General features: G+C 71.4%; 14 protein-coding genes and 1 pseudogene. 7 read left to right on the forward strand and 8 right to left on the reverse strand.

The features are described 5' to 3' along the window. Positions 1-45: 45 nt before the first annotated feature. Together IF29_RS0106475 and IF29_RS0106480 are read right to left on the reverse strand one after the other, a co-directional pair. Positions 46-2,028: an ABC transporter ATP-binding protein gene (locus IF29_RS0106475; protein WP_030250813.1), complete on the reverse strand. Its 1,983-nt coding sequence runs from the start codon at positions 2,026-2,028 to the stop codon at positions 46-48. Further along, a complete protein-coding gene (locus IF29_RS0106480) occupies positions 2,025-3,758 on the reverse strand; it encodes an ABC transporter ATP-binding protein (protein ID WP_030250818.1) in 1,734 nt (577 codons plus the stop codon). Before IF29_RS0106480 ends, IF29_RS0106475 begins: the two co-directional genes overlap by 4 nt. A gap of 343 nt (positions 3,759-4,101) precedes the next feature. On the opposite strand from IF29_RS0106480, the gene IF29_RS0106485 reads away from it, so the two are divergent. Next, a complete protein-coding gene (locus IF29_RS0106485; protein WP_232242043.1) occupies positions 4,102-6,033 on the forward strand; it encodes an AMP-dependent synthetase/ligase in 1,932 nt (643 codons plus the stop codon). Positions 6,034-6,072: 39 nt separating this feature from the next. Here the strand turns inward: IF29_RS0106485 and lepB are convergent, their stop codons facing one another. From lepB to IF29_RS41630, 3 genes and pseudogenes are all read right to left on the reverse strand, one after another. Beyond that, entirely contained in the window at positions 6,073-6,963 is an 891-nt protein-coding gene (gene lepB, locus IF29_RS0106490) for a signal peptidase I (protein ID WP_037594560.1), read from the reverse strand. Positions 6,964-7,067: 104 nt separating this feature from the next. After that, complete coding sequence (locus IF29_RS0106495) at positions 7,068-7,607, reverse strand: response regulator (RefSeq protein WP_037594430.1); 540 nt, start codon at positions 7,605-7,607, stop codon at positions 7,068-7,070. After that, positions 7,604-11,789, reverse strand: a pseudogene (locus IF29_RS41630) (HAMP domain-containing protein). Before IF29_RS41630 ends, IF29_RS0106495 begins: the two are co-directional and overlap by 4 nt. Positions 11,790-11,898: 109 nt before the next feature. Here IF29_RS41630 and IF29_RS41635 point away from each other — a divergent pair. From IF29_RS41635 to IF29_RS0106530, 6 genes are all read left to right on the forward strand, one after another. Then, entirely contained in the window at positions 11,899-14,256 is a 2,358-nt protein-coding gene (locus IF29_RS41635; RefSeq protein WP_037594431.1) for a SpoIIE family protein phosphatase, read from the forward strand. Between the two features lie 72 nt (positions 14,257-14,328). Next, on the forward strand, positions 14,329-15,558 hold the full coding sequence (gene hemW / locus IF29_RS0106510) for a radical SAM family heme chaperone HemW (protein WP_030250834.1): 1,230 nt from the start codon (positions 14,329-14,331) through the stop codon (positions 15,556-15,558). A gap of 117 nt (positions 15,559-15,675) precedes the next feature. After that, entirely contained in the window at positions 15,676-16,236 is a 561-nt protein-coding gene (locus IF29_RS0106515; protein WP_051724957.1) for a SigE family RNA polymerase sigma factor, read from the forward strand. Next, positions 16,236-17,060 (forward strand): hypothetical protein, encoded by an 825-nt coding sequence (locus IF29_RS0106520; protein WP_030250848.1) that lies wholly within the window; start codon positions 16,236-16,238, stop codon positions 17,058-17,060. Before IF29_RS0106515 ends, IF29_RS0106520 begins: the two co-directional genes overlap by 1 nt. Before the next feature lie 159 nt (positions 17,061-17,219). Beyond that, positions 17,220-18,317, forward strand: coding sequence for a pectinesterase family protein (locus IF29_RS0106525; protein WP_232242044.1), 1,098 nt, complete (start codon positions 17,220-17,222; stop codon positions 18,315-18,317). Between the two features lie 47 nt (positions 18,318-18,364). After that, entirely contained in the window at positions 18,365-19,831 is a 1,467-nt protein-coding gene (locus IF29_RS0106530) for a glycoside hydrolase family 28 protein (RefSeq protein WP_051724958.1), read from the forward strand. Here the strand turns inward: IF29_RS0106530 and IF29_RS0106535 are convergent. From IF29_RS0106535 to htpX, 3 genes are all read right to left on the reverse strand, one after another. Continuing rightward, positions 19,816-20,649: a DUF3097 domain-containing protein gene (locus IF29_RS0106535; protein ID WP_030250860.1), complete on the reverse strand. Its 834-nt coding sequence runs from the start codon at positions 20,647-20,649 to the stop codon at positions 19,816-19,818. The two genes, IF29_RS0106530 and IF29_RS0106535, sit on opposite strands and share 16 nt — an antisense overlap. Next, positions 20,646-21,230 (reverse strand): PspA-associated protein PspAB, encoded by a 585-nt coding sequence (gene pspAB, locus IF29_RS0106540; protein ID WP_030250862.1) that lies wholly within the window; start codon positions 21,228-21,230, stop codon positions 20,646-20,648. Before pspAB ends, IF29_RS0106535 begins: the two co-directional genes overlap by 4 nt. A gap of 66 nt (positions 21,231-21,296) precedes the next feature. Continuing rightward, positions 21,297-22,217, reverse strand: coding sequence for a zinc metalloprotease HtpX (gene htpX / locus IF29_RS0106545; protein ID WP_030250864.1), 921 nt, complete (start codon positions 22,215-22,217; stop codon positions 21,297-21,299). Positions 22,218-22,258: the final 41 nt, after the last annotated feature.

A 22,258-nucleotide genomic window follows, 5' to 3' on the forward strand; every position in this document is an offset into this window, starting at 1 on the left:
AGCGCACCTCTGCGCCACCGGGCTCCAAGCAGGATTGACGGGCCGTCAGTCCACCTCCGCCACCGCCTGCGAGAACTGCGCCGCGTAGAGCCGCGCGTACGCGCCGCCGGCCGCCAGCAGTTCGCTGTGGCTGCCCTGTTCGACGATCGCGCCGTTCTCCATCACCAGGATGGTGTCCGCGTCGCGGATGGTGGAGAGCCGGTGCGCGATGACGAAGGCCGTGCGGCCGCTGCGCAGGGTGGCCATGGCGCGCTGGATCAGGACCTCGGTGCGGGTGTCCACCGAGCTGGTGGCCTCGTCCAGGACCAGGATGGACGGCTCCGCCAGGAACGCCCGGGCGATGGTGATCAGCTGCTTCTCGCCCGCGCTGACGCCCGTCCCCTCGTCGTCGATGACGGTGTCGTAGCCGTCCGGGAGGGTGCGGACGAAGCGGTCCACATGGGCCGCCTTCGCCGCCTCGACGACCTCCTCGCGGGTTGCTCCGGCCCGGCCGTAGGCGATGTTCTCGGCGATGGTGCCGCCGAACAGCCAGGTGTCCTGGAGCACCATGCCGATGTTGGCTCGCAGCTCCTCGCGGTCCATCCGGGCCACGTCCACCCCGTCCAGGGTGATCCGGCCGCCGGTCACCTCGTAGAACCGCATCAGCAGGTTCACCAGGGTGGTCTTGCCGGCGCCGGTGGGGCCGACGATGGCGACGGTGTGGCCGGGTTCGGCGGTCAGCGAGAGGTCCTCAATCAGCGGCTTGTCCGCCTGGTAGCGGAAGGCCACGTTCTCGAAGGCGACCTCGCCGCGGAGTTCGGTCGGACGCAGCGGCTCGACCGGGTCGGGGGCCTGCTCCTCGGCGTCCAGCAGCTCGAAGACGCGTTCGGCGGAGGCGACGCCCGACTGCACCAGGTTGGACATGCTCGCCACCTGCGTCAGCGGCTGGCTGAACTGCCGGGAGTACTGGATGAACGCCTGGACGTCGCCGATGGACAGGGCCCCCGAGGCGACCCGCAGGCCGCCGACCACGGCCACCAGCACGTAGTTGATGTTGCCGATGAACATCATGCAGGGCTGGATCAGGCCGGAGATGAACTGCGCCTTGAAGCTGGAGGCGTAGAGCTTCTCGTTCTGCTCCTTGAAGATCTCCGCGGACTCCTCCTGCCGGCCGAAGACCTTGACCAGCGCGTGCCCGCTGTACATCTCCTCGATGTGGGCGTTGAGCCTGCCGGTGGTCTTCCACTGGGCCACGAACTGCGGCTGGGCCCGCTTGCCGACCCTGGCCGCGACGAAGACCGAGGCCGGCACGCTGATCAGGGCGATCAGCGCGAGCAGCCAGGAGATGTAGAACATCATCGTCAGCACGCCGACGATGGTGAGCAGCGAGGTGACGATCTGGCTGAGCGTCTGCTGCAGGGTCTGGCCGATGTTGTCGATGTCGTTGGTGACCCGGCTCAGCACCTCGCCGCGCGGCTGCTGGTCGAAGTAGCTGAGCGGCAGCCGGCCGATCTTCTCCTCGACGTCGCGGCGCAGCCGGTTCACCGCGCGCTGCAGGGCGCGGTTGGCCAGCCGGGCCTGGACGATGCCGCAGATGCCGGCGAAGACGTAGATGGCGAGCACCCACAGCAGCACCGTGCCGACGGCGTGGAAGTCGATGCCGTGGCCGGGGTGGATGTTCATCGCCGACAGCAGGTCGGCCTGCTTGGTCTCGCCCTTTTCCCGCAGTCCGGCGACCACCTGGGCCTGGCTGGTGCCGGCCGGGATCTGCCGGCCGAAGACCCCGGCCAGGATCAGGTCGGTGGCATGGCCGAGGATCTTGGGGCCGATCACCGACAGCGTGACGCTGACCGCGGCCAGCGCCAGCACGGCGGCGATCAGAGCGCGTTCGGGGCGCAGCAGCGCGAGCACCCGCTTGCCGGAGGCCTTGAAGTGCATGGACTTCTCGACCGGTGCGCCGCCCATGAAGCGTCCCGGGCCCGGCATGGGAGCGGGGCCGCGGCGCTTGGCCGCTGCCGCCGCCTCGGAAGCCTGTTCGGAGTCGCTCATGCCGCCTCCTCCTCGGTGAGCTGGGAGAGGACGATCTCGCGGTAGGTCTCGTTGCTGTCCATCAACTCGCGGTGGGTGCCGGTGCCGACGACCTCGCCCTCGTCCAGGACGATGATGCGGTCGGCGTCACGGATGGTGGAGACGCGCTGGGCGACGATGACGACGGTGGCCTCGGCGGTCTCGTGGGAGAGGGCGGCGCGCAGCCGGGCGTCGGTGGCGTAGTCCAGGGCGGAGAAGGAGTCGTCGAAGAGGTAGATCTCCGGGCGGCGGACCAGTACCCGGGCGATGGCCAGGCGCTGGCGCTGTCCGCCGGAGACATTGGTGCCGCCCTGCGCGATCGGCGCGTCCAGGCCCTCGGGCAGCGCCTGGACGAAGTCCTTGGCCTGCGCGGTCTCCAGCGCGGCCCACAGCTCCTCGTCGGTGGCGTCGGGGTTGCCGTAGCGGAGGTTGGTGGCGACGGTGCCGGTGAACAGGTACGGCTTCTGCGGGACCAGGCCGACGGTCTTCGCCAGCAGCGCCGGGTCCAGGTCGCGCACGTCCACGCCGTCGACCAGCACGCTGCCGTCGGTGGCGTCGGACAGCCGGGGGATCAGGGTGAGCAGGGTGGTCTTGCCGCTGCCGGTGCTGCCGATCACCGCGGTGGTCTCGCCGGGCCGGGCGCTGATGCTGACATGGCGCAGCACCGCCGACTCGGCGCCGGGGTAGCGGAACTCGACGTCCCGCAGCTCCAGGAAGCCGGCCCGGCGCAGTTCGCGGACCGGGGCGAGCGGCGGCAGCACCGTGGTCTCGGTGTCCAGGACCTCCTCGATGCGCTCGGCGCAGACCTCGGCCCGCGGCACCATCATGAACATGAAGGTCGCCATCATCACCGACATCAGGATCTGCATCAGATAGCTGAGGAAGGCGGTGAGGGCGCCGATCTGCATCCCGCCGCTGTCGATGCGGTGCGCACCGAACCACATCACCGCGACGCTGGAGATGTTCACCACCATCATGACCATGGGGAACATCAGCGCCAGCAGCTTGCCGACCTGGACCGCGGTCTCGGTGAGGTCGGCGTTGGCCTCGTCGAAGCGCTCGCGCTCATGGGTGTCCTTGACGAAGGCGCGGATCACCCGGAGCCCGGTGATCTGCTCGCGCAGGATCCGGTTCACCGAGTCGATCTTGACCTGCATGGCGCGGAACAGCGGCCGCAGCCGCTTGACGATCATCGCGATGATGATGCCGAGGATCGGGACGATGGCGACCAGCAGCGAGGACAGCGGCACGTCCTGGTTGAGCGCCAGGATGATGCCGCCGATGCACATGATGGGTGCGGAGACCATCAGCGTGAAGGTCATCAGCACCAGCATCTGGACCTGCTGGACGTCGTTGGTGGAGCGGGTGATCAGCGAGGGCGCCCCGAAGCGGCCGACCTCGCGGGCGGAGAAGGACTGCACCCGGTCGAAGACCGAGGCGCGGATGTCCCGGCCGAGCGCCATGGCGGTACGGGCTCCGAAGTACACCGCGCCGACGGCGCAGACGACCTGGGCCACCGTCACGCCCAGCATGATCCCGCCGGTCTGCAGGATGTAGGTGGTGTCGCCCTTGATCACGCCTTGGTCGATGATGTCGGCGTTCAGGGTCGGCAGGTACAGGGTGGCGATGGTCTGGATCAGCTGCAGCAGCACCAGGACGCCGATGGGCCTGGTGTAGGGGCCCAGATGGGCCCGCAGGAGTCGGATCAGCACGCGAGTCTCTCAGGACGAGGGCGGGAGGGGTGGCGGTGGGCCATCGCCCGCAGGGGTGACGGCGTTACAGGGAGAGCGCTTACAGGCAGAGCATAGACACAATCTGCGTACGCCGTACCCGGTTTTTTCGGCTGCGGTTGGGGCATCGCTCCAGAACCGTCATCCTAGGTTCCTTACTTGCCGACCGGCAAGTTGCCTGGCCCCCGGTGCGGGATCCGGTCGGCCCGTCCCCGGATTCCCCCCTTACGTACTGGTCCCGAACGTCCTACTCTGATCATTGCCCGCTAGTTACTCGTGAGTTAACTACTGTCTCGGCCCGGCCGCTGGGCCCTCGGAGGTAGCCGTGAGCCCCACCCCCACCGCAGTGACCCCGCAAGCGAAGTCGCTGATCGACAACCGCCCCGACTCGGTGGCCCAGCTGTTCCTGGCCCGGGTGGCGGAGACCCCGGACCGGGTCGCCTACCGCTACCCGGTGCCGGTGGACGAGCACGCGGCCGACGGTGCGCCGGGTGCGGAGCAGTGGCGCACGATGACCTGGGGCCAGGCCGCGGAGCAGGTCACCACGATCGCCGGCGGCCTGATGGCGCTGGGCATCCGCCCCGAGGAGCGGGTCGCGATCTCCTGTTCGACCAGGATCGAGTGGATCCTCGCCGACCTCGGCGTGATGTGCGCGGGCGCGGCCGTCACCGCCGTCTACCCCAGCACCAACGCCGACGAGACCGCCTACATCCTGGCCGACTCCGGCAGCCGGGCGGTCATCGCCGAGGACGGCGTCCAGCTCGCCAAGATCCTCGGGGTGAGCGGGCAGCTGCCCGAGCTCAAGTACGTGGTCACCGTCGACGGCAGCAGGCCCGAGGCGTCGCAGCCCGCGCCGGAGGGCGTCGAGGTGCTGACCCTGGCCGAGCTGGAGGAGCGCGGCGCGGCCCACCTCAAGGAGCACCCGGACGCGGTGCGCGCCACCGTCGCGGCCATCCAGCGCGAGCAGCTGGCCACCCTGATCTACACCTCGGGCACCACCGGCCGGCCCAAGGGCGTGCGGCTGGTCCACGACTGCTGGTCCTACCAGGCCGCGGCCCAGTCCTGTACCGGGCTGCTCACCGCCGACGACGTGCAGTACCTGTGGCTGCCGCTGTCGCACGTCTTCGGCAAGACGCTCACCTCCGGCCACATCCAGCTGGGCTCAGTCACCGCCGTCGACGGCCGGGTGGACCGGATCATCCACAACCTGCCGGTGGTCAGGCCGACCTACATGGCCTCCGCGCCGCGGGTGTTCGAGAAGGTCTACAACGGCATCGCAGGTCGGGCCAGGGCCGAGGGCGGCGCCAAGTACAAGATCTTCCTCTGGGCCGCCAAGGTGGCCCGCGACTACGCCCGCACCGGCCAGGAGTCGCTGACGGCGACCGGCACCCGCTCGGTCCCGTTCGGGCTCAGGGTCCAGCACGCCGTCGCCGACAAGCTGGTCTACGCCAAGATCCGGGAGGCCTTCGGCGGGCGGATGCGGGCCTGCGTCTCCGGCAGCGCCGCGCTGGCCCCCGAGATCGGTTACTTCTTCTCCGGCGCCGGCGTGCACATCCTGGAGGGCTACGGCCTCACCGAGTCCAGCGCCGGATCGACCGTCAACCCCGGTGAGGACTACCGGATCGGCACCGTCGGCACCCCGCTGCCCGGCACCGAGGTGCGGATCGCCGAGGACGGCGAGGTGCTGCTGCGCGGCCCCGGCGTGATGCGCGGCTACCACAACCAGCCGGAGAAGACCGCCGAGGTGCTGGAGAGCGACGGCTGGTTCCACACCGGGGACATCGGCGAGATCGACAAGGACGGCTTCGTCAAGATCACCGACCGCAAGAAGGACATGTTCAAGACCTCCGGCGGCAAGTACGTGGCCCCCAGCGAGGTCGAGGGCAAGTTCAAGGCGGTCTGCCCGTTCGTCAGCAACATCCTGGTCATCGGCAACGGCCGCAACTACTGCACCGCGCTGATCACCCTGGACGAGCCGGTGATCATGCAGTGGGCCGGGGCGCACGGCATGGGCGGCAGGTCCTACGCCGAGGTCTGCTCCTCGCCGCAGGTGCACGAGCTGATCGACGGCTTCGTGCAGCGGCTCAACGGCGACCTGCAGCGCTGGCAGACCGTCAAGAAGTTCACCGTGCTGCCCCGGGACCTCGACATCGAGCACGGCGAGCTCACCCCCAGCCTCAAGGTCAAGCGCCCGGTGGTGGAGCGGGAGAACGCCGACGCCATCGCCCGGATGTACGAGGGAGCCAACGAGGCCTGACGGCCCGTCGGTACCGCACCGCTGCGGTACGCGGCAGCGTCAGCCGTCCGCCGCCGGGGAGGAACCGCCCCGGCGGCGGCGCAGCCACAGGGTCACCGGCACCGCGCCCACCAGCACCACCAGCCCGGTCAGGATGTAGGGCGCGGCGCTGCCGTTCTCCGGCGGCAGCCCGTCCTGGCCGAAGGTCGACGGCACCGGCAGGGTCGCCCAGTGGCCGACCGGCCAGGCCACCACGAAGGCCCGTCCGACCACGTCCTTCAGCGGCACCAGGCCGCCGCCGGTGTTGTGCAGCCGCTGGTAGCGGGAGTCCTCGGAGTCGTTGCGGTGGTCGCCCATCACCCAGAGGTAGCCCGAGGGGATCTTCACCGTCCCGACCGGGTCGTTGTCGCAGGGCGTGGCGCCGGGGTAGATGTAGGGCTCGCTGAGGGCCACCCCGTCGACCGAGACCGGGGCGCCGGCGTTGCACACCACAGTGTCGCCGCCGACCGCGATCACCCGCTTGATCAGGTCCGCCTCGTTCGCCGAGGGCATCAGCCCGATCCAGCTCAGCACCGACTGCAGGTGCCGCACGGTCGCGCTGCTGCTGGGCTGCGGCAGCTCGGAGGGGTCCAGCCAGTTGCCCGGGTCGTGGAAGACGATCACCTGGCCGCGCTGCGGGGTCACCCCGAGCCAGGGGCTGAACTTGTCCACCAGCACCCGGTCGTTCTTCACCAGGGCGTTGTTCATCGAGTCGGAGGGGATGGAGAAGGCCTGCACGAAGAAGGTCTTGATCAGCACCGACAGCACCAGCGCGACCACGACCAGCAGCGGCAGCTCCTTCCAGAGCGGGCGGCGCGGCCGCTCCCGCGGTCCGGCCGTCTCCCGGTCCGCCGAAGCCCCACCCGCGGTCGCCCCGCCCGCCGACACCCCGTCCGCAACCTGCCGGTCCATCACCACGCCCCCTCCGACACCGACCACACCCATCACCCCAACGAGCGGGAGTTCCCGGGTGGCGTCCGGGGACGGTGGACAGGGTGGTGCAGGGGGCGGTGGATTCAGCCGCGCCCCACCGGGATGGACCGGGACAGCTCGGCCAGCAGATCGGCGATCCGGGACGGGCTGTCGCCCGAGGCCGCGCCGTCCTGCTCCAGGGCGCGCAGCCGACGCTCGGCCGCGTCCAGCCCGGCGGCCAGGGCGTCCAGGCGCCGGCCCTTGCGGTGCAGTTCCACGAAGACGCTGACCTTGGCCCGCAGCACCCAGGGGTCGAAGGGCTTGGTGAGGTAGTCGACCGCGCCGGCCGAGTAGCCGCGCAGCGCCATGGCGCTGCCGGTCTCCACCCCGGTCAGGAAGACGATCGGCACGTCCTTGGTCTGGTCCAGCCGTTTGATGTGGGCGGCGGTCTCGAAACCGTCCATGCCCGGCATCATCACGTCGAGCAGCACGACCGCGTACTCGTCGCGGAGCAGCGCCTTGAGCGCCTGCTCCCCGGTGCAGGCGCGGATCAGCTGCTGGCCGAGCGGGCGCAGCACGGACTCCAGGGCGATCAGGTTCGCCTCCATGTCGTCCACCAGGAGGATGCGGGTCGGCATCGTCATCGGACTCCCTCGGCGGCGGTACCGGGCACTTCCGCGGCGGTCGCCGTCGCGTCCCCGGTGGCGCTGCCGTCGTCCAGCAGGGTGCACATGACCTCCAGCAGCCGGTCCAGGTCCACCGGCTTGGGCACGTACTCGGAGGCGCCGGCGTCGATGGCCTTCTCCCGGTCGCCGGGCATGGCCTTGGCGGTCAGCGCGATGATCGGCAGCTCGGCGAAGCGCGGCATGGCCCGGATGGCGCGGATGGTCTCGTAGCCGTCCATCTCCGGCATCATGATGTCCATCAGCACCAGGGCGGCCTCGTCGTCGTGCTCCAGCGACTCGATGCCCTCGCGCCCGTTCTCGGCGTAGAGCACCTGCATGCCCAGCCGCCCGAGCACATGGGTGAGCGCGAAGACATTGCGGATGTCGTCGTCGACGATCAGTATCGTCCGACCTGCGAGCAGGGTGCCGGCCCGGCCCGCCTGCCACTCGCTCAGCCGGGCCGCGGAGGACCACAGGTCGTGGTCGTCGTCGCCGCTGCCCCAGTCGCCGGGGGACGTCGGCCGGCCCATTCCGGCGGGCAGTTCGGGTGCCCCCGCGTCGGCGGACCCGGACGGGAGCGCGGGGGCGTGCTGGTCCGCGCTCCCCGGTTCCGGCGCTCCGGGCGGGACCGGGCACTGGGCCGGTACGTAGAGGGTGAACGCGGACCCCGCGCCCGGCTCGCTCTGGGCGGTGATCCTGCCGCCGAGCAGCCGGGCGATCTCGCGGCTGATGGACAGTCCGAGGCCGGTGCCGCCGTACTTGCGGCTGGTGGTGCCGTCGGCCTGCTGGAAGGCCTCGAAGATGACCCGGAGCTTGTCCTGGGCGATACCGATCCCGGTGTCCTCCACCGAGAAGGCGAGCACTCCGCCGGCCGTCCCGCCCTGCTCGTCGTCGGCGGTGAAGACGCGCAGCCGGACCTCGCCGGCGGAGGTGAACTTCACCGCGTTGGACAGCAGGTTGCGCAGGATCTGCTGGATCCGCTGCTCGTCGGTGAGCAGCGTGCGCGGCACGTCCCTGGCGACCTCGACCTCGAAGGCCAGCCCCCGGTCCATGGCCAGCGGACGGAAGATGGCGTCCACGTAGTCCAGCAGCTTCGCCAGCAGCAGGTGCTTGGGACGTACGTCCATCCGGCCGGCCTCGATCTTGGACAGGTCCAGGATGTCGTTGATCAGCTGCAGCAGGTCGCTGCCGGAGCGGTAGATGGTCTGGGCGTACTTGACCTCCTCGGACGAGAGGTGGCCGTCCATGTTGTCGGCGAGCAGCCGGGCCAGGATCAGCAGCGAGTTGAGCGGGGTGCGCAGCTCGTGCGACATGTTGGCGAGGAACTCCGACTTGTACTGCGAGGAGGTGGCCAGCAGCGCGGCCTTCTCCTCCAGCGCGGCGTTGGAGCGGCGCAGCTCGGCCTGCTGCCGCTGGAGCTCGTCGGAGCGGTTCCGCAGCTCCTGGGTGAGCCGCTGCGACTCCGAGAGCAGGGCCTCGGTGCGGGAGTTGGCGATGATGGTGTTGATCGCGACGCCGATGGTGTTGACGAACTGGTCGAAGAAGGCCAGGTGCACATCGCTGAAGGGGCTGAACGAGGCCAGCTCGATCACGCCGAGCACCTGGTCCTCGAAGAGCACCGGGAGGACCACGATGCAGGCCGGGGCGGCCTCGCCCAGACCGGAGTTGACCTTGATGTAGTCGGGCGGCGCCTCGGTGATCAGGATCCGGGTCTTCTCCCGCGCGGCCTGGCCGACCAGGCCGTGCCCGGACCGGCCGGGGGCCTGCGGGGAGCCGTAGCCGGCGATGAAGGCCAGCGACGCCTCGGGCACGTCGCCGCGTTCGGCCAGGAAGAACGCCCCGTACTGGGCCGAGACCAGCGGGGTCAGCTCACGCAGGATCAGGTCGGCCACCTCGACCAGGTCGCGGTGGCCCTGCATCAGACCGGCGATGCGGGCCAGGTTGGTCTCCAGCCAGTCCTTGGCCCGGGTGGTCTCGCGGAGGTTGGCGACCATCAGGTTGACGTTCTTCTTCAGGTCGGCGACCTCGCCCTGCGCCTCCACGGTGATGGCCCGGTTCAGGTCGCCCTGGGCGACCGCGCCGGCCACCTCGCCGATCGCGCGGACCTGGGTGGTCAGGTTCCCGGCCAGCTCGTTGACCGAGGTGGTGAGCCGCTTCCAGGTGCCGGACACCCCCTCGACCCGCGCCTGACCGCCGAGTTGGCCCTCGCCGCCGACCTCGCGGGCGACCCGGGTGACCTCGGAGGCGAACGCGGAGAGGGTGTCGACCATGGTGTTGATGGTCGACTTCAGCTGCAGGATCTCGCCGCGGGCGTCCACGTCGATCTTCTTGGAGAGGTCGCCCTGGGCGACTGCGGTGGCCACCTGGGCGATGTTGCGGACCTGCCCGGTGAGGTTGTCGGCCATGAAGTTGACGTTGTCGGTGAGGTCCTTCCAGACCCCGGAGACCCCGCGGACCTGGGCCCGGCCGCCGAGCTGGCCTTCGGTGCCGACTTCGCGGGCCACTCGGGTCACCTCGTCGGCGAAGGCCGAGAGCTGGTCCACCATGGTGTTGATGGTGGACTTCAGCTGCAGGATCTCGCCGCGCGCGGTGACGTCGATCTTCTTGGAGAGGTCGCCGTTGGCGACGGCGGTGGTGACCTGGGCGATGTTGCGGACCTGGCTGGTGAGGTTGTCGGCCATGAAGTTGACGTTGTCGTCGACGGTGATCTTCTTGGAGAGGTCGCCGTTGGCGACGGCGGTGGTGACCTGGGCGATGTTGCGGACCTGGCTGGTGAGCTGGGCGTCGACGGTGATCTTCTTGGAGAGGTCGCCGTTGGCGACGGCGGTGGTGACCTGGGCGATGTTGCGGACCTGGCTGGTGAGTCTTGCGGCTCAGGTCTCCGTTGGCGACCGCGGTGGCGACCTCGGCGATGTCGCGGACCTGGGTGGTCAGATTGGACGCCATCATGTTGACGTTGTCGGTGAGGTCCTTCCAGGTGCCGGAGACCCCGCGTACCTGGGCCCGGCCGCCGAGTTGGCCCTCGGTGCCGACCTCGCGGGCCACCCTGGTGACCTCTCCGGCGAACGCGGAGAGCTGGTCCACCATGGTGTTCAGGGTCGACTTGAGCTGGAGGATCTCACCCTGGGCGTCGACGATGATCTTGCGGCTGAGGTCGCCCTTGGCGACCGCGGTGGCCACCTGGGCGATGTCGCGGACCTGGACGGTGAGGTTGGACGCCATCAGGTTGACGTTGTCGGTGAGGTCCTTCCAGACCCCGGAGACCCCGCGGACCTGGGCCTGGCCGCCGAGCCTGCCCTCGGTGCCGACCTCGCGGGCCACCCGGGTGACCTCGTCGGCGAAGCCGGAGAGCTGGTCCACCATGGTGTTCACGGTGAGCTTCAGCTCCAGCAGTTCGCCGGTGGCCTCCACGGTGATCTTGCGGCTGAGGTCGCCGTTGGCGACCGCGGTGGTCACCAGGGCGATGTCGCGGACCTGTGAGGTCAGCCGGGCCGCCATGGCGTTGACGGCCTCGGTCACCCCGCGCCAGGTGCCCGACATGCCCTGCACCCGGGCCCGGCCGCCGAGCCTGCCCTCGGTGCCGACCTCGCGCGCTACCCGGGCCACTTCGCTGGTGAACAGCGACAGTTGGTCGCACATCTGGTTCACCGCCCGGGCCATCCGGCGCAGGTCGCCGCGCAGCGGCCGGCTGCCCTCGTGCAGGTCGACCCGGAGCGAGAGGTCCCCGCTGGCCACCGCGTTGAGCACCCGGGTGGTGTTGGTGACCGGTACCACCAGGTCGTCCATCAGCGCGTTGACCGCCTGCACGCCGGTGGTCCAGGAGCCCTGCCCGGGGCTGGCCGAGAGCCGCTCGTCCAGCCGGCCCTGCCGGGTCACCTCCCGGCGCACCCGGGTGAGTTCGCCGACCAGGTGCTCGTTGCGCTCCACCACCTGGTTGAACACCCCGGCCAGTTCTCCGGCCAGGCCGTCGGCGGAGTGGTCGAGCCTGGTGTGGAAGTTGCCGTCGCGCAGGCCGGTGAGCGCGGCGAGGAGCGGACGTAGTTCGCTGACCCGGAGCCAGCCCTCGACCCTGCCGTCGGGGGGCAGCGGCCGGCCTTGGGCGTCGGCCTGAGCGGGGACAGGGGCGGTGGCGGATGCGCTGGACCTCGGAGCCCGTACCATGGCGCGACTTCCTGTGACTCGTTGTGCGTGACTGGACTCATTCTGTCACTCTGGCAGTCGGGTCGAGGAGAACTCGGTGATACGGCAGCACGGAACGGCAGGGGCGGCTATGGACCAGGGATCGGCGGCGCCGCGGATGTCGCCGCGGGCGCGGATCACACTGACCTCCCGCGCCGGTGCCCCGGAGCGCGCCGGAGCCTTCGCCCGGGCCGCGCTGCAGGCCTGGGGTGAGGCTGAACTCGCGGATGAGGCAGGCAAGTTGGCCAGCGAGCTGGTGGACGTCGCAGCGCGTGGGGCGGGGGCCAGGTTGGAGATCAGGTGCGCCATCGACTCCGCGGCGGTCCCGCCGGAGTTCCTCTTCGAGGTCGTCGACCGGAGTGCCGCCGTCGACCGGGGTTCCGCCGTCGATCGGGGTGCTGCCGGCGCCGGCGGCGACCGGTCCCAGATCGCCCGGATTCCGCTGACGAAACGTCAGAACAGCTCCCGGGTGCGGATCGGTGCGGTCGTCGTGGACCGCTCCGGGCTGGTGGTCGACGTCGGCGAGGAGGCCGCTGAGCTGCTCGGACACGGCCGCGCCGACCTGCTGGGACGCCGGCTGGCCGAACTCTGGTGCGGTGCGCTGCGGGCCGAGCCGACCGGTGCCGGCCGATGGCAGGGCGAACGGACGGTACGGCGCGCGGACGGCGGCACGGCGGAGCTGTTCGCGGTCCGGTCGCAGCGGAACCGGTTGCAGCCGAAGGGATTGGAGTGCGCGGACGGCCGCACTCCGGGGTACGCGCCGGAGTGGGAGACCGTCTGGCTGCTGGTGGACCGTCAGAACCAGGACCTCCTGCTCGCCGACGGAGCCGCGCCCGCCCCGCCCGTCCCGTCCACCGGGCCTGACCGGACCGCCGACCGCGGTCCGCTGCGGGACCGCCTCGGCGGCTGCCCCGACGAGCGGACGCTGCTGGACCGCGCGGCCGGGCTGCTCCAGGAGCTCGGCGGGGCCGCGGCCGTCCACCTGCTGCTGCCCTGCGCCGGGGACGGCCCTGCGGACCTGCTGGAGATCGGGGCCAGTACCGATCCGCTGGCGGTCGTCGGCCTGCGGACCAAACCGGCGGCGCTCGCCCCGGCCGGAGTCCCGCCGGCCCGCCTCGGCCGCGTCCCGCTGGAGGCCGCGGGCCAGTCGCTGGGCCTGGTCGTCGCCGCCGGACCGGCCGGGGCGCCGCTCGGACCGGCCGCGCTGGCCCGGCTCCGGTCCGCCGCCGACACCGTCGCCGCCGAGCTGTGGCGGCTGCGCTCGGCCCTGGCCGAACGGCAGCGGCAGGGCGGGGTGGCCCTGCTCGCCGAGGCCGGCGAACTGCTCGGCGGGGTCCTGGACGAGGAGCAGGTGGCCGCCCTCGCCGCGCAGCTGGTCGTCCCCAGGATCGCCGACTGGGCGGCGGTCTACCTCGCCGACCCGGACGACCCGGCACGGCGGCAGCCGTCCAGGCTCGCGGTGGTGTGGCATAGCGACGAGCGCCGGGTCGGGCCGCTGCGCGCCCTGCTGGAGGCCTCGGGCGTCGACGCGCCCGTGCCTGGGTTCGTCCGGTCCGTCCCGCTGGAACAGCAGGGGGTCGGCCTGGGCACGCTGGTGGTCGGACGGTCCACCCCGCTCTCGCCCGGGCTGGCCAGACTGACCGAGGAGCTGGCCCGCCGGATCGCGCTCGCCCTCGCGGTGGCCCGGGCCCTGCGCCGGCAGACCCACACCAGCCATGTGCTGCAGAGCAGCCTGGTGCCGCAGCAGCTGTCCCCGGTCCCGGGGATCGAGACCGCCCTGGTCTACGAGCCGGCGATGTCGGGGGACGACGTCGGCGGCGACTTCTACGACGTCTTCCCGCTGAGCGGTGGGCGCTGGGGGTTCGTCCTCGGCGACGTCTGCGGCCACGGGCCCGAGGCCGCCGCGGTCACCGGACTCGCCCGGTACGCCCTGCGGATGCTCACCCGGGAGTTCCCCGGGCTGCACCCGGTCCCTGATCCGGCCGCCGTGCTCGGCCGGCTGAACCAGGTGATCGTGGACGAGGGCGACCGCGGCCGGCTGCTGAGCCTGGTGTACGGGGAGCTGGCCCCCCGCGCGGAGGGCGGGGTCCGCTGCTCGGCCGTCTGCGCGGGCGGCCCGCCGCCGCTCCGGCTCCGCCCGGACGGCAAGGTCGAGGAGGTGGCCGGACCGCAGCTGATGCTCGGGGTCCTGTCCGGGCACCCCTATGTGACCGAGACCTTCCTGCTGGACCCCGGCGACCTGCTGCTGTGCGTCACCGACGGGGTCACCGAGCGGCGCGACGGCGCCACCCAGCTGGACGACCAGGACGGGCTGGCCGCGCTGCTGGCCGAGTGCACCGGCCTGACCGCGGCGGGCACGGCGCAGCGGCTGCGCCGTGCGGTGCACGCCTTCTCCCGCGAGCCGTCCAGGGACGACCTGGCCATACTGGCGCTGCGGGTGCGCCAGTAGCCGGCCGCCCGGTCGAACGCGCGACCGGCCGCGCAGTCCGGACGAACCCCGCGGATGCCGGACAATGGGCCCATGCCCTCCGCACTCCCCGACGGCGAAGCCGTCCCCGCCGACGGGGCCCTGCCCGAGCACGCGCTGAGCGAGCTCGGACGGCGGCCCTTCGGTTTCTACCTCCACGTCCCGTACTGCGCCACCCGCTGCGGGTACTGCGACTTCAACACCTACACGGCCACCGAGCTGCGCTCCTCCGGCGCGGTGGCCTCGCAGGACACCTACGCGGACAACCTGGTCGCCGAGATCCGCCAGGCCCGCCGGATCCTCGGCGACGCCGAGCTGCCGGTCGAGACGGTGTTCCTGGGCGGTGGGACGCCCACCCTGCTGCCGGCCGCCGACCTGGTCCGGATGCTGGCCGCGATCAGGGAGGAGTTCGGGCTCGCCGACGGCGCCGAGGTCACCACCGAGGCCAATCCGGAGTCGGTCGACCCGGCCTATCTGGCGGAGCTGCGCGAGGGCGGCTTCAACCGGCTGAGCTTCGGCATGCAGAGTGCCCGTCCGCATGTGCTGGAACTGCTGGACCGCAGGCACACCCCGGGCCGGCCCGAGGCCTGTGTCGCCGAGGCCCGCGCGGCCGGCTTCGAGCACGTCAACCTGGACCTGATCTACGGCACCCCGGGGGAGAGCGACGACGACTGGCGCGCCTCGCTGGAGGCGGCCCTGGGCGCGGAGCCGGACCATGTCTCGGCCTACGCCCTGATCGTCGAGGACGGCACCAGGCTCGCCGCCCGGATCCGCCGCGGCGAGATCCCGATGACCGACGACGACGTCCACGCCGACCGCTACCTGATCGCCGAGGAACTGCTCGGCGCCGCCGGGCTGGACTGGTACGAGGTCTCCAACTGGGCCAGGACCCCGGAGGCCCGCTGCCGCCACAACGAGCTCTACTGGACCGGCGCGGACTGGTGGGGCGCCGGCCCGGGCGCGCACAGCCATGTCGGCGGCGTGCGGTGGTGGAACGTCAAACACCCTGCGGCGTACGCGCAGGCGCTCGCCGAGGAACGCACCCCCGCGCAGGGGCGCGAGCGGCTGGCGGACGAGGACCGCCGGGTCGAGCGCATCCTGCTGGAGCTGCGACTCTCCGAGGGCTGCCCGCTCGACCTGCTGCACGAGGCCGGCCGCAAGGCCGCCGACCGGGCCCTGGCCGACGGGCTGCTCGCGGCCCAACCCTTCGCTGCCGGGCGGGCGGTGCTGACGCTGCGCGGGCGGCTGCTGGCCGACGCGGTGGTGCGGGACCTGGTGGACTGAGAGCGGAGTGACACCGCGTGGTCCGGGAGCGCACCGTGTGGTTCGGGAGCACAGCCGGATCCGCTACTGTTTCTCACTTCTTGTCCTATGGTGCGACAAGAGGCGGGAGGGGCTGGGGTGGCATTCGGCACGACGACACCGCGCAACGCCACCACCGATGCCGCGTTCCACGCGTTCTTCGAGGAGCGTCACCGCGAGCTGTCCCGCCTCGCCTACCTGCTCACCGGTGAGGCGGACGCCGCCGACGACCTGGCGGCCGACGCGCTGCTGGAGGTCTGGCGGCACTGGGAGCGGGTCAGCGCCGCCGACAGCCCCGCGGCGTACGCGCGTGGAGTGGTCGCCAACCTCTGCCGCAACCGCATCCGCAAGCTCACCCGCGAGCGGGCCGGACTGCGCGGCTGGGGCACGCTGTGGCGGGACCGGGAGTCGGTCTCCGGCACGGACGTCCCGGCCGTCGTCGACGTCCGCGGCGCGCTGCGCCGGCTGCCGCACCGGCGGCGGGCCTGCGTGGTGCTGCGTTACGCCTTCGACCTGTCCGAAAGGGAGACCGCGGCGGCGCTGGGGATATCGGTGGGCACGGTGAAGAGCCAGACCTCCAGGGGCGCGGCGCAGCTCGCCGAGCTGCTGGCCGGGCGCCCTGAGGCACAATGGCTGGTCGCGGCAGGGGAGGAGGGCTGATGTCGCAGCAGAAGTCCCGACAGGACCAGGACCAGGAGCGGCTCGCCGCCGTCCTGCGCACCGAGGCGGAGCGCCACCGGCCGGACCGCGAGGCGATGCTGGCCAGGGTCGAACGCGGGCAGTTCAGCGGCGCGGTGCGCGGCCGCCGTCGGCGGACCTCCGGCCGGGCCGGGCTGCGGCTCGCCGGGATCGTCCTGGCCAGCGCGGTCGGCTTCGGCCTGAGCGTCGCCGGGACCTGGGCGGCGGTGGGAGAGTTCAGCGCGCCCAAGCCGACCGAGCCGGTGGTCGCGGTGACCACCCCCAGCTCGGTGGGCAGCGCGGAGGCGACCCCGTCGCCGTCGCCCTCGTCCGCTCCGGCCTCACCGTCGGCGGGCGCCTCCTCGCCGTCCACGGCCACCGGGACCGCGGGGGCCACCGGCGCCACCCGGGTGCAGCAGGGGTTCCTCTGGTCGGACGGCTCCATCGACCCGCACAGCAACACCAGTTGGTCGCAGAGCAACATCACCCTGAAGAACCGCTACACCGTCACCGCGCTGGACGTGACGGTCACTCTGGCGGACACCCCCGGTCTCAGCAGCACCGGTGCCTGGTCCACCGTCCCCGCCGCCGACCTCGACACCACGGTCACCAGCCGGAACGGCACCCTGGTCTACGAGTTCAAGCTCAAGCCGGGGGCGACGCTGGCCCCGGGCAGCTATGTCTTCGCCGGGCAGTACAACCACGCGGCCGGCGGCCGCGACGCCGGCCAGGACACCTACCGGGCCACCGCCACGGGCCACGGCTCCGGGGCCGAGGTCTACGGCAACTTCGCCGCCACCCACTAGCGGGCCCTGCCTGGCCGGTCGCGCAGTTCCCCGCGCCCCCAACGGTGCTGCAGGTGAAGGTTCTGTGAACGGGGCAACCTCTTCGCGCGGTCGGACCACTGGAGGTCAAGAGCGCTGCCTGCAGCGGCGCTGAAGCCGACCGTACGAAGGGCCGACCCGGTGCCTGAGCCAGACCTCGACCGTGCCACCCCGCAGCAGCACCACCGCCGTTCCCGGACCACCCGCAGGCTGGTCGCCGCCGGCGCCGTGCTGGCCGCCGTCGGCGGTGCGGCGGCGGTGCCGCTGTTCGCGGACGCGGCCTCGACCGCCACCCTCACGGTGGCCGCCGACGGCAGCGCCGAGTACACCACCGTGCAGGCGGCGGTGAACGCGGCCGCCGCCGGGGACACCATCAGCATCGCCAAGGGCACCTACCACGAGGTGGTCTCGGTCCCGGTCACCAAGACCGGACTGACCGTCAAGGGCGCCACCGGCAACCCCGAGGACGTGGTGATCACCTACGGCAACGCCTCCGGCACCCCCAAGTCGGACGGGACGACCTACGGCACCCTGGGCAGCGCCACCGCGACCTTCGCCGCCGCCGGGGTGACGGTGGAGAACATCACCGTCACCAACTCCTTCAGCAAGGCCGCGAATCCCAGCATCACCGCGGGGCAGGCGGTGGCGCTCAACGCCGAGGGCGACCGGCAGGTCTACCGCAACGACCGCTTCCTGGGCCACCAGGACACCCTGCTGGCCTGGTCGCCCAGCGCCACCGCGCAGACCAGGCAGTACTTCTCCAACGTCTTCATCAAGGGCGACGTCGACTTCATCTTCGGCAACGCGACCGCCGTCTTCGACCACGCCAACATCCAGGCCATCGACGACGGCGCGGCGGCCGGGGGCCTCAACGGCTTCCTCACCGCGGCGAACACCGACTCGTCGAAGACCTACGGCTTCCTCATCACCAACAGCACGGTCTACAGCACCGCCGCCGCCAACACCTACTACCTGGGGCGGCCCTGGCACACCAACAGCACCGCGGTCGCCCAGGTGGTGGTCCGCAACACGGTGCTGCCCGCAGCGATCAAGGCGGCCACGCCGTGGACCGACATGAGCGGGTTCGCCTGGACCTCGGCCCGGTTCAAGTCCTACCTCAACACCGGTGCAGGATCCGGCAGTTACACCGGCAGCCCGCAGCTGACGGCGGCTCAGGCCGCCAACTACACGGCGGCCAGGTACCTGGCCGGGACCGACGGCTGGAACCCGATCCAGTAGTCGCAGCCCCTCCACCTTTCTCATCCCACTTTCTCCGAGGAACCCTCATGCACCGCAAGAGCAAGCACACCAAGGCCCGTATCGCCGTCGCCACCGGCGTCGTCGCGCTGGTGGGCGGCGGGCTGGTGGTGGCCAACGCCGGCGCCGCCACCACCGCAGTCCCGGCCGTGGCCACCGGCGACACCCGTACGGTGACCCAGCCGGTCCTGCCGAGCGGCACCTGCCAGACCCTCAGGTCCGGGCTCACCATGGCCAACGGCTTCTCCAGCACCGCGAACGAGACCACCCCGCCGGACACCGCGCGCATCCAGGCCGCGCTGGACGCCTGCAAGGGCACCGGCAAGAAGGTGGTGCTGGCGGCCACCGACTCCACCCACAAGGCGTTCCTGTCCGGGCCGGTCACGGTCCACGCGGGCGAGGTGCTGGTGATCAACGCGACGGTGACCCTGTACGGCTCGCTCAACGCCGCCAACTACCAGGTGAGCGGCAAGCCGACCTGCGGCACGCTGTCCAGCAGCGAGGGCGGCTGCAGTCCGCTGATCACCGTGAGCGGGGACGACGCCGGTATCGAGGGAGTCCAGAACTCGAGCGGTCAGCAGGGCCGGATCGACGGCCGCGGCGAGGACGACATCCTCGGCACCAGCACCACCTGGTGGGGGCTGGCCACGGCCGCGCAGGCGGCGGGCTCCAACCAGAACAACCCCCGGCTGGTCCAGATCAACAGCTCGGACAACTTCACGCTCTACGACATCGACCTGCTCAACGCCGCCAACTTCCACGTGGTCTTCAACGGCGGCGACGGCTTCACCGCCTGGGGCGTCCGGATCAAGACCCCGGCCACCGCCCGCAACACCGACGGCATCGACCCGGCCGGCGCCACCAATGTCACCATCGCCGACTCCTACATCCAGGACGGCGACGACGGCATCGCCATCAAGGGCGGCTCCAAGGCCAGCAGCAACATCACCGTCAAGGGCAACCACTTCTACGGCACCCACGGCATCTCCATCGGCTCGGAGACCTACAGCGGCGTCAGCAACGTCCTGGTCTCCGGCAACACCGTCACCGGCACCGACAGCGCGGGCAACGTCAGCTTCAGCAGCACCGGGCTGCGGATCAAGTCCTCGGCGGCCAGCGGCGGCACCGTCTCCAAGGTCACCTACACCTCCAACTGCCTGACCGCGGTGAAGGCCCCGCTGGTCTTTGACACCCACTACTCCTCCGGCACCGGCTCCTACACCCCGTACTTCACCGACATCGTCGTCAACGGCCTGAAGTCCACCAGCTCGGTCAGCGGCGCCAAGTCCACCCTGGTCGGCCTGAACGCCTCCCACCCGCTGGGCCTGACCCTGGAGAACGTCAGCCTGGACACCACCGCCGCCACCGCCTCCTACGCGGCGGTCGGCCTCTACAACAGCAACCTCAGCCCCACCGGCACCGGCGTGAGCACCAGCACGGTGGCCGGCTCAGGCTCGGTCCCCAGCTGCACCTTCCCCAGCTACCCGACGCTCTGACCGTCCGTCACGAAGTCGATCAGCTCCTCGACCCGGCCCAGCAGGGCCGGGTCGAGGTCCCTGAAGGAGTCCACCGAGGCGAGGATGCGCTTCCAGGCGGCGGGGGTGTCCACCGGCCAGCCGAGGCGGCGGCAGACGCCCTCCTTCCACTCCTCGCCGCGGGGGACGTCGGGCCAGGCCGCGATGCCCACCGAGGAGGGCTTCACGGCCGCCCAGACGTCGATGTAGGGGTGGCCGACCACCAGCACGTCGGCGCCGCCGACCTGTGCCGCGATCCGGGACTCCTTGCTGCCCGGGACCAGGTGGTCCACCAGCACGCCCAGCCGCCGCCCCGGTTCCGGCGCGAACTCGGCGACGATGGCCGGGAGGTCGTCGATGCCCTCCAGGTACTCCACCACCACGCCCTCGATCCGCAGGTCGTCGCCCCAGACCCGCTCGACCAGTTCGGCGTCGTGGCGCCCCTCGACGTAGATCCGGCTGGGCAGCGCCACCCGGGCCCGCGCGCCCTGGACCGCCACCGACCCCGAGGCGGTGCGGGCCGGGGCGACCGGCACCGGTGCGGCGACCGATCCCGGGCGCACCAGGGTGACCGGCTTGCCGTCCACCAGGAAGCCGCTCGGGGTCATCGGGAAGACCCGCAGCCTGCGGTGCCGGTCCTCGAGTGTCACGGTGAAGCCCTCGGCGGTCTTCTCGCAGCGCACCACGGCGCCGCAGAAACCGGTCACCACCTCCTCCACCACCAGGTCCCGCTCGGCGGGCAGCTCGGGGGCCGGGGTGGAGCGCTTCCAGGGCGGGGTCAGATCGTAGGTCCGGGTCACAGGCCGGGCGCTCCCCAGACCGGGAACCAGCGGGTCAGGTCCTGCTCGACCCGCAGGTCGTTGCCGAGCATCGCCTTGATCTCCAGCTCCAGCGCGTTGTCCCGCCGCTCCCCGCCGCCGGGCTTCGGGGCGAAGGGGTAGAAGCTGCCGCGCTTGTAGATGTAGACCAGCGCCAGCGGACGCTGCTGGGCGTCGGTGAAGTTCACCAGCGAGCAGAGCAGCTGCGGGCCGAAGCCGGTGCTCTCCAGCGCCGAGTTGATCGCATGGACGTCGTTGACCAGCGAGACGATGTCCTCGGCGGGCTGACGGGCGGTCATCCAGGAGTAGCCGTAGGAGTCCCGGCTGGACTCGATGGCGATGCCGCCGCGCTCCACGTCCGCGTCCAGCAGTGCCTGCACGTCCTGCTGGACCTGGGCGAAGGCGCCACCCTCCACGGAGGCGAAGCAGACCGAGCCGACGCCGGTGGGCTTGAAGCCGGCCGCCGCCTCCAGGGTGATCGCGGCCGAGGGCAGCCCGAACAGCTGGTCGAGGTCCGGCTTGACGGGCTTGGTGCGGCCGAGCAGGGCGTCCAGGAAGCCCATGGGTTCGCTCCTCAGAGGGCAGGTGATCAGAGGGCAGGTGACTCAGACAGCAGATGAAGGGCGGGGTTACTGACGGCCCAGCTCGGCGCTGATCCGGCCGAGCTGCTCCAGCCGCTTCTCCAGCGAGGGGTGGGTGGAGAAGGCCTGGCTGGCGACCTGGCGGGCGGAGACCGCCGGGGCGAAGTAGAAGGCGTTGAAGGGCTGGGCCCGGCGCAGGTCCTGGGTGGGGATGGCCGCCATCTGCCCGCTGACCTTGGTGAGCGCCGAGGCCAGCGCCGAGGGCCGGCCGGTCAGCAGCGCGGCCGAGCGGTCGGCGGAGAGCTCGCGGTAGCGGGAGAGCAGCCGGGTCAGCAGGAAGCTGATGGTGTAGACGACGGCGCTGACGCCGATGACGATCAGGGCCGCCACCGCCGTGTTGTCGCCGTCGCGGTCGTCGCGGCTGCTGAAGCCGCCGAACATGCCGAACTGCAGTCCGACCCGGGTGATGATGCCGGCCAGCACGCCCAGGAAGCCGGCGATGGTCATCACCGCGACGTCCTTGTGCGCGACGTGCGACATCTCGTGCGCCAGCACGCCCTCCAGCTCCTCCGGCTCCAGCCGGCGCAGCAGACCGGTGGTCACGCACACCACCGCGTTCTTCTCGTTGCGTCCGGTGGCGAAGGCATTGGGGATGTCACTCTGCGCGACCGCGACCTTGGGCTTCTGCATGTCCGCCAGGGCGCAGAGCCGGTCCACCGTGCCGTGCAGCTCCGGGTACTCCTGGGCGGAGACCTCGCGGGCGCCCATGCTGAAGGCCGCGATCTTGTCGCTGAACCAGAACTGGGCGATGAACAGGCCGCCGGCGATGATCACCACGAACGGCCAGGCGCCCTTCAGCAGCACGATCAGTGCGCCCACGAACACCACGTACAGCAGGCCGATGAAGAACATCGTCATCAGCATCCGGCTCGTCAGTCCGCGGTCCGGTGCGAAGCGTGTCCTGGCCATGGCCCCTCCTCGAAAATGTGCGTGCTACCCAATTCTGCCCT

The organism is Streptacidiphilus jeojiense (assembly GCF_000719095.1).
GTDB lineage: Bacteria > Actinomycetota > Actinomycetes > Streptomycetales > Streptomycetaceae > Streptacidiphilus > Streptacidiphilus jeojiensis.

What these genes read in the sequence shown, in the direction of transcription:
- IF29_RS0106475 (WP_030250813.1), bottom strand. Translation starts at nt 2,028, where the DNA reads ATGAGCGACTCCGAACAGGCTTCCGAGGCGGCGGCAGCGGCCAAGCGC.
- lepB (WP_037594560.1), bottom strand. Translation starts at nt 6,963, where the DNA reads ATGGACCGGCAGGTTGCGGACGGGGTGTCGGCGGGCGGGGCGACCGCG.
- IF29_RS0106495 (WP_037594430.1), bottom strand. Translation starts at nt 7,607, where the DNA reads ATGACGATGCCGACCCGCATCCTCCTGGTGGACGACATGGAGGCGAAC.
- IF29_RS41635 (WP_037594431.1), top strand. Translation starts at nt 11,899, where the DNA reads ATGGACCAGGGATCGGCGGCGCCGCGGATGTCGCCGCGGGCGCGGATC.
- hemW (WP_030250834.1), top strand. Translation starts at nt 14,329, where the DNA reads ATGCCCTCCGCACTCCCCGACGGCGAAGCCGTCCCCGCCGACGGGGCC.
- IF29_RS0106520 (WP_030250848.1), top strand. Translation starts at nt 16,236, where the DNA reads ATGTCGCAGCAGAAGTCCCGACAGGACCAGGACCAGGAGCGGCTCGCC.
- IF29_RS0106530 (WP_051724958.1), top strand. Translation starts at nt 18,365, where the DNA reads ATGCACCGCAAGAGCAAGCACACCAAGGCCCGTATCGCCGTCGCCACC.
- pspAB (WP_030250862.1), bottom strand. Translation starts at nt 21,230, where the DNA reads ATGGGCTTCCTGGACGCCCTGCTCGGCCGCACCAAGCCCGTCAAGCCG.
- htpX (WP_030250864.1), bottom strand. Translation starts at nt 22,217, where the DNA reads ATGGCCAGGACACGCTTCGCACCGGACCGCGGACTGACGAGCCGGATG.